We start from the raw sequence: 16,181 nt of genomic DNA on the forward strand, positions 1-16,181 counted from the left end.
CATTAACTCTCCACGTTTAGTGTATATGGAAAGCAGAGGTAAAAAAGTGGAGGATAAACCCCCACTTGTCTTTATTTGTTATTTTATTCCCTTCATCTTGCTCTGAATCATTGGTGATAACAAGAAAAGGATAATACTTAAGAGGATTGCTATTCCGCCTAAAATACCGAAATAGGCAACTTCCGATATTTTTGTAAATAATGGTGCGATTTGTGCATTAAGTGCTTGAGCAGCTGCACTAGATAAAAACCATAAGCTCATTGTTTGTGCAGAGAAGGCTTTAGGCGCAAGCTTTGTAGTTGCGGATAGTCCTACTGGAGATATACATAGCTCCCCAACTACTACAAGGAAATAGCTTAATACTAACCATAATGGACTTACTAGTGTATTTTCTCCACCAATATAGGCAGGTAACATCATAATGATAAAGGATAAACCTGCAAATAATAATGCAATCGAAAATTTCTTAGAAACAGAAGGCTGTCGATTACCAAGCTTCATCCAAATCCATGCAAATATTGGAGCAAAAATGATGATGAACAACGGATTGATGGATTGGAAAATTGTCGGTGAAAGACTTAATCCAGCAAACTCTAATTGTGTTCGTTTATCTGCATAGGTAGCTAGAATAGTGGAGCCTTGTTCTTGGATAGCCCAAAACATAACTGCAGCTAAGAATAACGGAATATATGCAATTAATCTGGAACGCTCATCACGATCTGTCTTGGGACTGCGATACATAACAGTGAAATAGATAGCGGGAATTAAGAAACCAAGAATTCCAACAATTGTGATGAAAGAATCAAATGTTAATATTCCTAAAGAAATAGTAATAGCAAGAATAATGGCAAGGACAACTACACCAATTCCGATGGAAGAATAAACTTTTTTCTTTTCCTCTTTTGACAAAGGATTTGGCACTACTGTACCAGCAAGACCTAGGTTTTTCTTTTTAGTCATCATAAATACAATTAAACCTAATAACATCCCTACTGCAGCAAGTCCGAAACCAAGATGGAAGCTATAATTCATTCCAATCTCTCCGACAATAATCGGTGCTAGGAATCCACCAAGATTTATTCCCATGTAGAAAATACTAAATCCGGCGTCACGTCGAGCATCCTCTGGACTATACATTTCCCCAACAATACTTGATACATTGGGTTTTAATAAACCTGTTCCGATAACAATTAAGACCATCGAAATAAAGAACATGGTAATACTTCCTGGAACGGCTAAAACAATATGACCAAGCATGATGAAAATACCACCATAGAAAACGGCCATAGACGTACCAAAAATTCTATCAGCAAACCATCCGCCGATTATACCCGACATATAAACAAGGGAACCGTAAATGGAAACAATAGCTATTGCTGTTCCTTCAGAGATACCTAATCCGCCTTTAGAAACTTCGTAATACATATAATAAACTAGGATGGCTCTCATTCCATAGTAAGAAAACCTCTCCCAAAATTCTGTGAAGAAAAGAGTGAATAATCCTTTAGGGTGCCCAAAAAATCCCTTTTGGGGAACACTGTCCACAATTTTCTGTTTATTTAGTTCTGACATCATGAAACCTCCTCTATTATTTTAATATAATACTGAAAAGGTGCTAGATTTGTCAAAAAAATTTTTATTTCTGCTTTAATATAGGTAAATATAAGGAGGATATACTATTAAAGTCTTAAAAATCTCTATTTTTAGAATGGAATAAGTATTTCTAATATAATAATTGAGGAAGGGTTACACTAGTATTTGATACGATTTGTGAGTGAATGGAAAGGAGAAATAGTCGAATAATCTAAAAATTGATGATTGCAATTATCAAGTGTGAGGTAGTGTTCGCAAGATTAAGTGATAGATTCACTTTGAGGAGAAAGGCGAACGATAAAAAGGAAAGAAGATTCCTGCTATAGAAAAACCTGAACAATCATAGTTCCATATGCTTGTTCAGGTTTTTTTATTGGTTTATAAAAGCTGTGATAGTGGCTATTTACTTTTGTCCCAGCCTCTTGTTATCAATTAATTCGGAAGTCTCCACTAATGAACTGTCTTACTGACTAAAAAATTCAATTAACAACTTATCATCAGTGAGGGAAAGGAAAACGCCCACGATGATAAATTCATGTTATTTATCCACGTACAGCCTTAATTGCTTCTTCACGATTTGGATTATTATAAATAAATGATCCAGCAACAAGAACATTTGCCCCTGCTTCTTTCACTAATACTGCCGTTTCGGCATTAATACCACCGTCCACTTCAATATCAAGTGCCGGATTTAGTTGATCAGCCAATTGACGAACTTCTCTAATTTTTGGAAGTACATTATGGATGAATGCTTGTCCACCGAAACCAGGATTAACGGTCATTAATAGAACCATGTCAATATCTTCGATGATATGTTTGATTGTATCTACAGGAGTACTTGGATTTAATACTACGCCTGATTTAACCCCATTTTCTTTTATCAATTGAATAGTACGGTGCAGGTGGCGACATGCCTCAACATGTACTGTGATGATATCAGCACCAGCTTTTGCAAATTGTGGTATATAAGAATCAGGATTTTCAATCATTAAATGAACATCTAAAGGTAAAGTTGTAACTGGACGGATTGCTTCTACAATAAGTGGGCCAATCGTAATATTAGGTACAAAATGTCCATCCATGACATCTACATGGATATAATCTGCTCCACCTAGCTCAACGTCTTTTACTTCTTCTCCTAACTTCGCAAAATTAGCGGAGAGAATGGAGGGTGCAACTTTAATCATATGTATTCCTCCTCTTTCTAGTCTAATATAAGTGCAATAATATACACATGAAAATTATAGCAGAGTGTGAGATATGGAACAAGAAAATTAAAAGAGGTAGCACTATTGCATGGGGAAAGAGGGAATAAAAAATAGTAGCCACTTCATAATTTGGGAGGATGAGAGGAAGTGGCTATTAAAAAATGAATCATGAAATGTAAAAAATTATAATTTATTGATGATTTCTTTTTGAATTTCAGCAGGTGCATCTGCAAAATTTGTGGAAATACAAGTAACTAACATTTCTTTATTTTTATAGAAAGGTTCTTTGTTTTTATTATAGTAAAAACGAACACTTTCTTCCTCTTTAAAAAATTCTTTTCCGATTTTTAATAAAGTAGTTATTGGCAGGCTATTAAAGGATATATTGCTTTCTTCCTGTTTGGCAGTTGGAATTGACTGCTCTTGACCTGCTAGTTTAAATTCTTTCACAACTTTTTTTAGGATTTTTTCTTGAGAGATTACTTGTTTAAACAGTTTTTTGCGCACTCTCTTTTTCTTGGATTGAAGTCCAAAGGATTCTAAAATAAAGTGATGTAACTCTGTATTTTGTGTAACTTCTTCTTGCATTTTACTGATTGTATTCATTGCAAAACTCCTCTAATCTTTTCTTTCAACCCTAAATCCATGGAATATAGGGATTTTGGCACTGAATCATTATATACTAAACTATTAAAAGTACAAAATTTAATTCGAAATCCGAAATAAATATCGTGTGAGAAATGGGTGACTATTAAAAAATTATCTAGCAAACTATAAAGAGAAGGCATATAGCCTTCTCCCTATTACTCTCCTCGTTCTTCAAATAAGCGAGCAATTTCTACAATGACATTTGTTGCTTTTATCATGTTGTCAACAGATACATATTCATATTTGCCATGAAAATTTTCTCCACCTGTAAATATATTCGGGGTCGGTAGTCCCATATAAGAGAGCTGGGAGCCGTCAGTTCCACCACGAATTGGTTGGACAATAGGGCTAATACCGAGATTGTCCATTGCTTTGTAGGCAACATCAACAATTTCTTTTACTGGTTCTATTTTTTCGCGCATATTGTAGTACTGGTCCTTTAAGTCTAACTTTATCGTATTATCGCCATATTTTTGATTTAATTCGACCACAATTTCTTGTAGAACATTTTTTCTTTCTTCAAAAGAATTACGATCAAAATCACGGATAATATAATGGAGATTTGTCTTTTCAACATCTCCTTCAAAGGACAGTAGATGATAAAAGCCCTCGTATCCTTCTGTAAATTCAGGTGCCTCACTTGCTGGCAAGCGACTTTGTAATTCCATTGCAATTTTTATACTATTGACCATTTTCCCTTTTGCTGTACCTGGATGCACATTTGTTCCACTTATCGTAATCTTGGCTCCAGCAGCATTAAAGCTTTCGTACTGCAATTCGCCTAAGGGGCCACCGTCAACTGTGTAAGCAAAATCAGCATCAAAGGCTTCTACATTAAATTTATGAGGACCTCTGCCAATTTCTTCATCCGGGGTAAAAGCAACTCTGATTTTTCCGTGTTTAATGTCGGGATTTTCCTTTAGGTAAATAAGGGCAGTGACAATTTCAGCAATACCAGCCTTATTGTCTGCACCAAGTAAGGTAGTTCCATCTGTCGTAAGTAAAGTATGCCCCACATAATTCTTTAGTTCAGGGAAATCGTTTGGAGATAAAGCGATATGTAAAGCTTCATTTAATATAATATCTTGCCCATCATAATTTTCTACTCTTTGTGGACGTACATTTTTTCCTGTGAAATCAGTAGCAGTATCTAAGTGAGCAAGAAAACCAATGGTTGGAACTTTTTTATTCGTATTTGCTAGCAAAGTAGCCATCACATAGCCATTTTCATCAATAGTTACTTCATCTAATCCAATTTCTTTAAGTTCTTCTACTAATAAATTAGCTAGTGTTAACTGTCCTGGAGTAGAAGGACATTCTGCGTTGTTCTCATTCGATTGTGTATCAACAACAGCATATGATATAAAGCGATTTATTATATTTTCTTTCACGGTATTCAACTCCTTTTCAAGATATTCTGATTTTATCATAGAAGGAATGAATAATACGAATATAGTGAATTTGCTGCTAACATTTTCGTTGCAATTAGAATAAAGCCATCAATGGAGAAGACTTGTTCACAATTATGTTGAAATTGTGGCTGGTTTGATGATTTATTGGGGTGGCTTTTTAGATAGAATATAGGTATTACATATTGTAGTGAAGGAGATTTATAAATGAAGAAAAAAAATAGACCAATGATTATTTTCATAGTGATTGCGGTAATCTTGATTGTTTGTTTTGCAGCTATCTGGTTGTTAAACAGCAATCGTATTAATGCCATTGAGGATTTAACGAAAATAGATGCATCCTCTACATTCAATCAGCAAGATGAGGAATATATCGTTTATTTTTGGCAAGCAACCTGTTCATATTGTAAGCAAATTGAAGAGGATGTTATTGAGTTTAGCAACAGTGGAGACGTTCCAATTTATATTGTCGATATGCAGGAAGAAAAGAATGAATCTATCTGGTATGACTGGGAAGCCCACCATAAAGAGTATGACAAAATAATAGGTAAAATAGTGGACGGAAAAGAAGTTTGGAATGATGGAATAAATATAGAGGACTTCCAAAATGATAAAAATATTGCCTGGGGGGTTGTTGCAAATGAGGATAATCAAATTATTGCCACACATAATACAGCCTACGGCAATGAAGCGCCAGAAACCGCGAAGGAAATTGAAATTACTGGCACCCCAACCATGATAAAAATTAAAAATGGTATATTTGAAGATTATGCTGTAGGAGTAGAAGAAACACTTGATATGCTGGGGAAACAAGGTCGATAGAAGGCGGGATAAAACTAAATGGAAAAATATGTAAAGAAGAACAATCTCTAAGTTAGCCCCTTAAATAAAGCTACTTTCTCATGATGGTTATCTATGTCTTTAAATATAGTCAAGTGTAAAAACTATGTTCCAAGTACGAATTTAATGGGAAGAGGCTGTCTACAGGAAGTAGGACCACAAATAGAAGAATTAGGCGTAAAAAGAGCACTATTGGTAACCGATGCTTTCCTAAATGAAAGCGGGATTGTGGCAAAAGTAAAAAAAGTACTCGACGAAACAGAGATAGAGTATGTTGTTTATGCAGAAGTAAAACCTAATCCGACAACAGCAAATGTATATAAAGGAGTAGAAGCATACAAAGAAAATGAATGTGATTTTATTGTATCTGTTGGTGGAGGATCTCCTCAAGACACAGCAAAAGCAATTGGACTTTATGTAACGAATGGTGGAGATATTAGGGATTACGAAGGTGTAGGAAAAACTTCAAAAAAATCAGTACCAATTGTAGCGATAAACACAACTGCTGGAACATCCAGTGAATTCACCATTAACTATGTCATTACAGATGAGGAACGACAAGTCAAAATGGTGATGGTGGATAAAAATTGCCTTGTAACAATATCTGTGAACGATCCTGTGCTAATGGAGGATAAGCCTGCTGCATTAACAGCTGCAACAGGAATAGATGCTTTAACACATGCGATAGAAGCAATTGTTACTCCGGGAGCATATGCAGTAACCGATGCTACCGCTTTAGCTGCAGTAGAGAAGATATTCACTTATTTACCGCGTGCAGTTAAGGATGGACATGATATAGAAGCCCGTGAACAGATGGTATATGTTATGTTCTTAGCTGGTGTGGCATTTAATAATGCAGGTTTAGGATTTGTTCATGCAATGGCACATCAATTAGGGGGCGTATATGATTTACCACATGGTGTATGCAATGCTATGCTCTTACCTATCGTGGAAAGAGAAAATGCTAGACGGGATCCTCATAAATTTCCTGCAATAGCTAAAGCGATTGGTATTTCTATTGAAGGAAAAACGGATAGCCAGTGTGCTGAGGAAGTAATTGCTGCCATAATAAAGCTTTGCCAAACAGTAGGAATTCCAGCAAAATTATCAGAATTAGGTGTAGATGAGGTTGATTTGGATAAATTAGCGAATTTTGCATTAGTAGATGCATGCGCTCCAGGAAATCCATTCCAACCTACAAAGGAAGAAGTCATTTCTATGTTTAAAGAGATTTTATAATAATAACATTTGGCTTCCAAGTAAGGAAAATCATTAAAAGAAATTGAAAAAGAGCGTTATACAGCATAAAAAAAGGATGTCTTAGCAGAGTTATTTATTACAATAACACTTTAAGACATCCTCTTTTTCTTATTCTATTACTCTCTTCAACCCAATACTAGCTAAAGCAGTATGTAAATTTGCACACGTGGTAATCTTGCTAAAGTCGATTCCTAAAGAAATAATCGTTTGAGCAATTTCAGGTCTAATTCCAGAGACAATGGATTTAACTCCAATCAAATCCAAAGCGTGAACTACTTTAAATAAATTATCTGCAACCATTGTATCGACAATTGGTACGCCAGAGATATCTAAAATGAGATATTCGATTTTTAAATTGGCAGATTCTTGTAATGCTACCTCTAAAATTAATTGCGAACGTTGTGTATCTATTTCGCCGATAAGTGGGATAATCGCTGTTTCTTTCGCGATTGGAACAACTGGTACAGACAGTTCTTCTAATGCATTATAGGCAAGCTTCATTATCTTTGTATTATGTTCTTCATAAATATGCCCAATATAAGCACTTATTTCATCGAGAATCGGATCAATAATCTTTCCTACATCCAACATAGTAATTGGTGCAAAAGACTTCTGCTCCAATTCTTCTGTAAATACGTCCCAAATAACATTTCGATAAATGGATAGGGAGCGAAGGGCGGATTGTAAAGGAATATGATTCCTTACAAATGCTTCTGCAGTTTTTTCCGACCATTGCTGTATTTCATCTGTATCTTTATTATCCTTTAATGATTCAGCTAAAATGAAAAAGAGTTTCGCATTCCATTTATGCATATCTTCTTTTAGATAAGGTAAGGATAAATCAGAGGTTTGCTGTAAAAATTGAGATAGCAATGTATTTGTATTTTCAGCAAGGATGTTCTTGTTTTTTATGATTTTGTTACCTATATAAGCTAATTCATCCTTCAAAACGGCTCACTCCTAAGTATAAATCTATTTATAGTATACATGTTCTTTCCTAATATGTGGAGCAAATGAACTTCTATAATGTCTTTGGATAAGGTCCTGTGGAATTTCTTAATACCAAGTTAGGCTTATACACATAGGACAATGGTAAAGTTCCTTTCTCTTCCACTGCATTGACAATCCATTTTGCTGCATCTAAGCCCATATCCATTTTTGGGTGGGATACAGAAGTTAATTTAACCTCAGAGGCTTCGGCTAAGAATGAATCATCATAGCCAATGATGGAGATATCATCTGGAATGGATAAATGTAAGGAGCGAAGATACTGGATTACTTGGATGGCAAGTTGATCATTATAGCAAATAATAGCGGTCGGTCTATTATCTGTTTTGAAAGTCTCTGCCAATCGCTCCATGGGAAATTTAACTTGATTTTCGGTAGAATAATTAATCAGCATTTCTGGGAAGAACGGAATCGAATAAGCTTTATATGCTTGTATGAATCCTTTCATTCTATTAATTCCTTGCAAATCATCGGATTTAAATAATCCAATGATTTTTTTATGCCCAAGCTTTATTAAATGCTCTGTCGAAATAAATCCACCATATTCGTCATCCACCACTAAATGAGGGGGAGAGAGCTGTGGATAAAATTGGTTAATCATTAAATAAGGGATTTTATTTTGCTCTAACTCTAAATAAAACTTCATGTTTGGATTGAAGACATTTGTTTTAGTCGGTTCAATAATTAAACCGTCAATGTTTCTGTTTAACATTGTCTGAAGACATTGTTTTTCTTTTTTTATATCATTGTCCGTACAAGCGAAAGTGAGTGAATATCCATGATCTGTTAAATAAGATTCAATTCCTTTAATAATGGATGGGAAAATATAGTCTGATATATATGTTGTAATGACACCAATATTTTTCGTTTTCTTTAATGGAAGCTGAGATTGGGATAATGCCATTTGTGTAGAAGGAATCTGCTGATGGGAAACAAAAGTACCAGCACCCTGTTCTCTGTACAGCCAGCCCTCATGTACTAAATCGCCTAATGCTTGACGAATCGTATGTCGACTTACCCCAAACATTTTCCCCAACTCATTTTCTGAGTATATTTTTTCTCCGGGCTGCACTTTACCGCTAGTGATCCAGTCCGTAATTTTTTCTTTCACCATATTGTATTTTGTTGTTTGTGCCACTGTTTCACCGCTTTCCATTGTAGTTAACGATGTTAACTTATACGTACAATAAAAATCATAGAGATATCGTATCAAAAATAGGCTTAAAAGACCAATGTTTTCTTTGATAAAGGGGGGGAAAGTCGGGTGAGAGGCACAAGAAAAAGAAAACATAGAGTTTAGCAAGGAAATAGTGAAAAATGATGTGGCAAGTATAATCCTTCTTATTTATTATACGTACAAGTTTATATACAATATCTTTTTCATAAAAGGATGTTTTGAAAACGTATTACTAAATTAGTTGACAACTTGTATATACATGTTATGATGGAAGGGAAGGAAAACATAAAAAATTCGTTCTTATGGTGTTGCGTAGAGTACTAAATCAAAGAAAGTTGATATTCATTATGATGTCGACCGGTTTGTGTGCAGATGAGCATAAGGTATTTGAACTTATTCTAATAAATTTAATGGAAAAAAACACAGATACTAAAATCGAGGGCACTGAAAAAGTCTAGTTCTCCAAATAAAATGAGGTTTTATTTATTTGAAAGCGAATAATAAGTTGGTTTGGAGAGGCGTCCGCTCGACTCCTACGGGAGATGCGAGAAAGTCCGAGACCCTGCAGGAGCGTGAGCTGTGAAGCGGCTCGGCGCTCGCCCCGTGGAAAGCGAGCGGCAAGCCTCGGAAAACAAAAACCTACACTAAGTTAGAAAGGTTTGGTAACTACCGATTCACCAGGTAATTCACTTTTTCAGTGGCCTCCTAAAATCATTACGTTTTTTGAGATAAAGGAAAAGGACATAATTCTCACATCGGTGGTGTAATAGATGGAACAAGCATGGTGGCAAAAGGCAGTAGTATATCAAATTTATCCGAAGAGTTTTCAAGATACAACTGGAAATGGAGTAGGAGATATTCAAGGAATAATAAAAAGACTAGATTATTTAAAGGAATTAGGGGTAGATGTCCTGTGGCTAACACCTATTTATGCTTCCCCACAAAAAGATAATGGCTATGATATTAGTGATTACTATGCCATTCATCATGAATATGGAAATATGGATGACTTTGATCAGCTATTAAATGAAGCTCGTCAAAAAGGGATAAAAATAATTATGGATATTGTCGTTAACCATACCTCCACAGAGCATGAGTGGTTTAAACAAGCCGCCTCTTCTAAGGATAATCCTTATCGTGATTTTTATATTTGGAAAGATGGAAAAGAAGATGGAAAGGAGCCAACAAATTGGCAGTCAAAATTTGGTGGGAATGCGTGGCAATATGATGAAAAGACAGATCAATATTACTTACATCTCTTTGATGTAAGCCAAGCTGATTTAAATTGGGAGAATGAACAGCTACGCTATGAAGTTTACAAAATGATGAAATTCTGGTTTGAAAAGGGAGTAGATGGCTTCCGTCTAGATGTTATTAACTTAATTTCAAAAAATCAGGATTTTCCAGATGATGATGGTTCAGTAGCACCTGGTGATGGAAGAAAGTTTTATACAGATGGTCCACGTGTGCATGAATTTATCCATGAAATGAATCAAGCTGTTTTTTCAAAATATGACAGTATGACAGTTGGGGAGATGTCTTCCACAACATTAGAGCATTGTATTAAATATACAATGCCAGAACGTAATGAATTAAGCATGACCTTTAATTTTCACCATTTAAAGGTAGATTATCCAAACGGAGAAAAGTGGGAAATTGGGGAAATGGATTTTCATGCTTTAAAACAAATTCTATCTAACTGGCAAGTAGGGATGCATGAAGGTGGAGGCTGGAATGCCCTATTTTGGTGTAACCATGATCAGCCGCGGATTGTATCTCGTTATGGAAATGATGGGAAATATCATAAGGAATCTGCGAAGATGCTTGCGACCACGATTCATATGATGCAGGGCACTCCATATATATATCAAGGAGAAGAATTTGGGATGACCGATCCTAAATTTACATCTATTGACCAATACCGTGATGTGGAATCTTTAAATATGTATAATATATTGAAAGCAAGTGGTAAGCCAGAAGCAGAAATCTTAGAAGTCCTACGTAGAAAATCCCGTGATAATTCTCGTACACCTGTTCAATGGAATGGAGAGAAAAATGCTGGATTTACGGAGGGAACACCATGGATAGAAACAGCGAGAAATTATAAAGAGCTGAATGCAGAAAATGCATTAAAGGATAAGGACTCTGTTTTCTATCACTATCAAAAGTTAATTAACCTTCGTAAAGAATACGATATTGTGACAGATGGAGATTATGAGTTACTTGCTCCTGATGATGATAAAATATTTGCTTACCTACGTAGTACAGATAAAGAAAAGCTACTCGTAATAAATAATTTTTACGAGGAAGAAGCGGTATTTACTGTGCCGAAGCATGTTGATACTACAGGATTAACAAGTACAACTCTTCTTTCTAACTATTCAAATTCTCCTTCATTTGGAGAAAGTATTACGCTAAGACCATATGAGTCCATTGTTTATCATTTAAAATAAGACTTCGTTTCCTGCGGAGAAATTTCGCAGGAAATATTTTTAATCAGATTTATGGGAAAATTTTTGTTATTGCGTTAAAATAGAATGAAAGAATCTTTTATTGGAGGTACTAGTTTGTTTAAAAATCTATTTAAAAGAAATAAGGAAGAAAATACGAGTTCAACTAATAATTACATTCAGCCATTAGAAGGAAAATTACTAAATATTAGTGAAGTTCCTGATCCTGTTTTTTCACAAAAAATGATGGGGGATGGTATAGCAGTAGATCCAATTAATGGTGTTTTAGTTGCTCCGGCAGATGGACAAATTATGAATGTATTTCCTACAAAGCATGCATTGAGCATGACGGACAATAGTGGAAAAGAAATCTTAATTCATGTTGGATTAGATACCGTTGCTCTTAAAGGGGAAGGATTCACAGCATTTGTTAAAGATGGAGATAAAGTAAAGCAAGGACAAAAATTAATGGAAATCGATTTTGATGCAATTAAGTCAAAGGTTCCGTCTATTATTACTCCAATGGTATTTACAAACCTAGGCGAGAATGAAAAAATCGTAGTGGAAGGCAACAAAATAAAAATAGGATAAGAAAAATGCTATGGGGAGAAACATCCTCATAGCATTTTTTTATAAAGAGAAAAGTTGAAATAAAACTCAGGTAAAACTGCAGTTGAAAGATAAAAGAAGAAAAGGAAAATCAATCTTTAGCCACAAAAATGTTAGTTTATACTGTCCTACATGTAGGGCGGTATTTTTTGTGAAGTTGATTTTTGGAATATTTCTAATCCTGTTGTTCTTTAGTACCAACTACTACTGTGATAATAGATATATGTTTATTTAGCCAATCTAACAAACAATAATGCTTGTTTACTATTCTGTTGAAAACGGTTTAATTTAAACCAAGGCTTGCTTCCTGTAAGGAGTAATAATAACTTTATTCCATATGAAAAAAGTAATGGGAAAAAAAGTTTTTTCCCACTCTCTCAGAAATTATGCCTATATCTTGTAAAACTTAATGAAACAACCTATGCATAATTAGTGGCCTGTACATATAATGGCATGAAAATACTAAGAGAAGAGGTGAAAGCATGAAAGTTGTCATTTTATGTGGAGGCAAAGGAATGAGAATGAGGGGCTTAACAGAGAACATACCAAAAGCCTTAGCTGATGTGAATGGAAAAACGATATTATGGCACATTATGAAGCATTATAGTGAATATGGACACCAAGAATTTATTCTGCCACTGGGATATAAGGGGGATCAAATAAAGGATTATTTTGTAAATTTAGCTTGGAGAAAAAATAATCTCAAAATAGATTTATTAAACAACCAATATGACATTCTCGAAAAAACAGAGCCTTGGAATATTACATGTATTGATACAGGGCAAGATACGATGACAGGAGCGAGAATTAAACAGTTAGAAGAATATATAGAGGATGATATCTTTCTATTAACATATGGAGATGGCTTATCTGACATAGATTTAGATAAACTAATTGCCTTCCATAAAGAAAAAGGTAAAACAGTTACACTTACTGGAATTAAAAAAAATAATCAATATGGCGTTCTTGATATAGAAGATGGAATCGCAAAGGGTTTTTCAGAAAAACCAATGTTAAATGACTGGATTAATGGGGGATTTTTTGTTTGTAATAAGGATGGAATTTTGGACCGGAATCAGATAGCGTGACGACGGTGCAACAATTAGTAGAAAAAATAGTAATGCAGTGGAAGGATGGCACATGGGAAGTCGATACGTCATACTCCACGGAACATGAGGCAAAGCTTCTAAGCTTGGATATAAATAAAGCAAAGTATAATTTAGATTGGCACCCTAAATGGGATATTGACCAAACCGTATATTATACAATAGAATGGTATAAATTGTATAAAGAAGTAGATGTATAGATTGAGTCAAGTTTTTGTGGGAGTTTTTTTTAGCTCCCTTTTTATAAAATAAAACTTTTAATTTTGTATCCGTTTTCTAAATATTTTCTTTCATCAAAATTTCGTTTTTTTCTTTTTTTAAAAACCTTTTAATCCCTGTAAGGCAAAGTGAATGGGTTTTCCAATCGCTTGATTTAAGTATGGCATGTTCTGACGCACGGTTTCTGTTACTAATTTTGTGGGTATTTTTCTTTTCGGTCGATGCTCTTTCTTTGATTTTTCCGTGGTCTTTTCCCATTTTCCATATATCGTTTGGATGGATAGGTCATCCTTCAATCCAATCCACAAGCGCGCCATGCTCATGACCCCTTTTTTGCTCCATGCTCTTCCATTTTTTAATCGTTTGGCTAATTGATTCATCATCGCCTCTGCACTTCCCATTGGACGATACGCTGTCGTGTCCACACCTTTTTCCTGTAACCAACTACGGTAATCTTTTATGGTTTCCTGATGATGCGTTAAAAAGGCGAGGAAATGCTCTAGTTTTTCTTCTTCTTCTGGTGTATCCATTGTTCCTACTGCGCTATTCAACTCTAGAAGTAATGTTTCTACCTGGTAGTTTTTTAACGCTCTTTTCATGTAGCGGTATCGAGGATGGCTCTTCATTAGTTGCTTCATTGAACGAGCGACATGAAAACGATCCATGGTGAAAAAGGCGCGTTCCCGAAAATACTCTCGACATGCCGTTATCCAGCCTGCTCCATCGCCATTAATAATAAGCAAGGTTTGGGTAGGATCATACGCATAATTATTCTGTAAGAACGTTTCAAAGGCTTCCCAAAAGGGTTCTTTTCCTTCATAGAGAAAATGCCTTTTATTTCGGAGTCTGACTCGCTTTCCGTTTTCTTTCCATCCCTCGTGCACAGCGGCGAATTTCAACTCCCATCCACGCTTTTTCTTTTCTTGGCTCTTCACATATAATCCATCTACTTCGACGAACAATACCTTTTGAAAAGGGCGTTTTTCCTTAGCGGGAAGTACGTTTGTTTGAAGAAGATGTTGCCGTAATGCTTCATGGCTCATCGCCGAATAGCCTAAAAATTGTTCGAACGTTTCCACCGCCTTTCGATAGGAGGAGCCATTCGTCGCTAGTTCTAACCCCCATTCTTCTAGTAGTGGACTAAATCCCTTATTCCCCTGAAACTGTAAATAGTGATCTAATAGACAAATATATTTTTTGGTCACACGATCGAAATAATAATTACGCTTCAGCTCCACAGCTCCAAACGCTGTATCTACTCGTATTTCTCGTTTATCACGTAAAGCAAATCTTCTTTTGTCTCGTTGCTGGGCAATCTCTTGATCCCAATTTTCTAACGTTTGAACAAGGATTTCTTGAAACGTCATTTGGAGTGTTCGAAATAAAGTTTTTTCCAATTCTTTTAATGATGGCATTTTTGTGTTACATTGATTCATGAGAGCCTCTCCTTTTCGTAGTTTTCGCCAAATTCTACTTTACAAAAGGAAGCTCTCTTTTTTAATGCTTCATTTTTTCCAGCTACCGCGCTCTCGCTTGGTGGCCTTTTTGTCTAGTTGGAGGACGCGTCCCCCAACTAGACAAAAAGGATATTTATTCTCCCACAAACATTTTACTCATACGATTCTGCATGGGTAGAATTACAGCATACGAATTCAAAAGTATATAAATGGGGAAAAATAAAATTCTGGATGCTTTACTATTGGAAAAAGGTAGCCAATAAATTTAGTTTCCATTCCAAAAAATATAACAAAGAATGTCCGTAGCTAAGGCACTTAAAAGACACTGTGCCCCTGCTAAAAGAAAGAGCTGGGGCCAATCGATTTTGCTCTCGCAAAAATTTTCTTCATGCGTTTTTAATTGGTGCACCAGGTGGATAGTAATAAGGGGGGACTTTAATCCAGCCTCTTTGTCTCATTAAATCCTTTAAACTTGCACCGAATTTCATTTTTTCTAACATACATTGGGTAAACATAGTAGCTATATCATTTCGTATGCATTGGGAAACAGCTGCTGCACAGTGAGTAATGGATGCAGCGGTTTTAATGCCTAGTCCATTCATTATTTCGTCATCAGTCATTTTCACACCAAGAGGCACGGCCTGTGAATAAGATAGTGGTCGTTGTTCACTTGTTGGCGGCAATGGAATTCCTTCAGCTATAAGAAAGTCTCGAAACCATTGCCCATGCGCATCACATTGTTTAAAACTGTCTTTTAGTGACTTGATAACATCATCATCTGTTGTTGTATTTAATGCAACTTGAATATAAATATTCGCTTCATCCACAATAGTAAGATAAGTCCAGCAACTCATCACTTCACCTACATGCAGCGGATTTTTTGGCTCTACATCTAAATTCAACTGTAAATAATCCTTTAATGCTTCAAAAATAGTTGTCATCATAACCATCCTAATAGGGAATTTTTTTCATGAATTAACAATCCTATGTTTAAAAACAATGAATTGTTAGATAGTGGCTGCTTTCATCATTTATTTGCTTTTCGAAAAGATGCAAGTTATAAGAGAAAATGTTAAGTGCTATTCGATCAACTCTATTATTAGCATGTATTAGCGAATAAATTCGCAAGGAATGGTAAATTATTAATTTGCAAGGTGGAAACTTTTTTTCTCTAGACCCACTGATTTCTTTTCTGCT

At 35.4% G+C, this 16,181-nt stretch carries 13 protein-coding genes and 1 pseudogene; 6 read left to right on the forward strand and 8 right to left on the reverse strand.

Annotation, left to right across the window (positions count from 1 at the left end):
• Nucleotides 1-78 precede the first annotated feature (78 nt).
• The 4 genes from ACWNMZ_RS18880 to pepT form a co-directional block, all read right to left on the reverse strand.
• Complete coding sequence (locus ACWNMZ_RS18880; RefSeq protein WP_284561267.1) at nucleotides 79-1,572, reverse strand: peptide MFS transporter; 1,494 nt, start codon at nucleotides 1,570-1,572, stop codon at nucleotides 79-81.
• Between the two features lie 563 nt (nucleotides 1,573-2,135).
• Nucleotides 2,136-2,780, reverse strand: a complete 645-nt coding sequence (gene rpe, locus ACWNMZ_RS18885; protein ID WP_048718780.1) for a ribulose-phosphate 3-epimerase — start codon at nucleotides 2,778-2,780, stop codon at nucleotides 2,136-2,138.
• A gap of 204 nt (nucleotides 2,781-2,984) precedes the next feature.
• Nucleotides 2,985-3,407, reverse strand: a complete 423-nt coding sequence (locus ACWNMZ_RS18890) for a hypothetical protein (RefSeq protein WP_031536838.1) — start codon at nucleotides 3,405-3,407, stop codon at nucleotides 2,985-2,987.
• A gap of 197 nt (nucleotides 3,408-3,604) precedes the next feature.
• Entirely contained in the window at nucleotides 3,605-4,840 is a 1,236-nt protein-coding gene (pepT, locus tag ACWNMZ_RS18895; RefSeq protein WP_048718783.1) for a peptidase T, read from the reverse strand.
• A 225-nt stretch (nucleotides 4,841-5,065) separates the two neighbouring features.
• On the opposite strand from pepT, the gene ACWNMZ_RS18900 reads away from it, so the two are divergent.
• On the forward strand, nucleotides 5,066-5,680 hold the full coding sequence (locus ACWNMZ_RS18900) for a hypothetical protein (protein ID WP_349205201.1): 615 nt from the start codon (nucleotides 5,066-5,068) through the stop codon (nucleotides 5,678-5,680).
• A gap of 93 nt (nucleotides 5,681-5,773) precedes the next feature.
• Nucleotides 5,774-6,937, forward strand: coding sequence for an iron-containing alcohol dehydrogenase (locus tag ACWNMZ_RS18905; protein WP_031536842.1), 1,164 nt, complete (start codon nucleotides 5,774-5,776; stop codon nucleotides 6,935-6,937).
• Nucleotides 6,938-7,066: 129 nt separating this feature from the next.
• Here the strand turns inward: ACWNMZ_RS18905 and ACWNMZ_RS18910 are convergent, their stop codons facing one another.
• Nucleotides 7,067-7,906, reverse strand: coding sequence for an STAS domain-containing protein (locus ACWNMZ_RS18910; RefSeq protein WP_031536843.1), 840 nt, complete (start codon nucleotides 7,904-7,906; stop codon nucleotides 7,067-7,069).
• Nucleotides 7,907-7,979: 73 nt separating this feature from the next.
• Nucleotides 7,980-9,104, reverse strand: coding sequence for a GntR family transcriptional regulator (locus ACWNMZ_RS18915; RefSeq protein WP_031536844.1), 1,125 nt, complete (start codon nucleotides 9,102-9,104; stop codon nucleotides 7,980-7,982).
• 809 nt (nucleotides 9,105-9,913) lie between these two features.
• On the opposite strand from ACWNMZ_RS18915, the gene treC reads away from it, so the two are divergent.
• From treC to ACWNMZ_RS18935, 4 genes and pseudogenes are all read left to right on the forward strand, one after another.
• Nucleotides 9,914-11,596: an alpha,alpha-phosphotrehalase gene (gene treC, locus ACWNMZ_RS18920; RefSeq protein WP_031536845.1), complete on the forward strand. Its 1,683-nt coding sequence runs from the start codon at nucleotides 9,914-9,916 to the stop codon at nucleotides 11,594-11,596.
• A gap of 114 nt (nucleotides 11,597-11,710) precedes the next feature.
• A complete protein-coding gene (locus ACWNMZ_RS18925; protein ID WP_031536846.1) occupies nucleotides 11,711-12,184 on the forward strand; it encodes a PTS sugar transporter subunit IIA in 474 nt (157 codons plus the stop codon).
• 500 nt (nucleotides 12,185-12,684) lie between these two features.
• Nucleotides 12,685-13,260 (forward strand): annotated as a pseudogene (locus tag ACWNMZ_RS18930) (sugar phosphate nucleotidyltransferase); the annotation flags it as partial.
• A 26-nt stretch (nucleotides 13,261-13,286) separates the two neighbouring features.
• Entirely contained in the window at nucleotides 13,287-13,508 is a 222-nt protein-coding gene (locus tag ACWNMZ_RS18935; RefSeq protein ID WP_197030874.1) for a hypothetical protein, read from the forward strand.
• 117 nt (nucleotides 13,509-13,625) lie between these two features.
• On the opposite strand, the gene ACWNMZ_RS18940 is transcribed toward ACWNMZ_RS18935, so the two are convergent.
• Nucleotides 13,626-14,963 (reverse strand): ISLre2 family transposase, encoded by a 1,338-nt coding sequence (locus ACWNMZ_RS18940; RefSeq protein WP_251628884.1) that lies wholly within the window; start codon nucleotides 14,961-14,963, stop codon nucleotides 13,626-13,628.
• A 407-nt stretch (nucleotides 14,964-15,370) separates the two neighbouring features.
• The gene (locus ACWNMZ_RS18945; RefSeq protein WP_031536374.1) at nucleotides 15,371-15,925 is read right to left on the reverse strand and encodes a DUF3231 family protein; all 555 of its coding nucleotides are present in this window, start codon (nucleotides 15,923-15,925) and stop codon (nucleotides 15,371-15,373) included.
• Between the last annotated feature and the right edge of the window lie 256 nt (nucleotides 15,926-16,181).

This window comes from Niallia sp. Marseille-Q9988 (assembly GCF_976954375.1).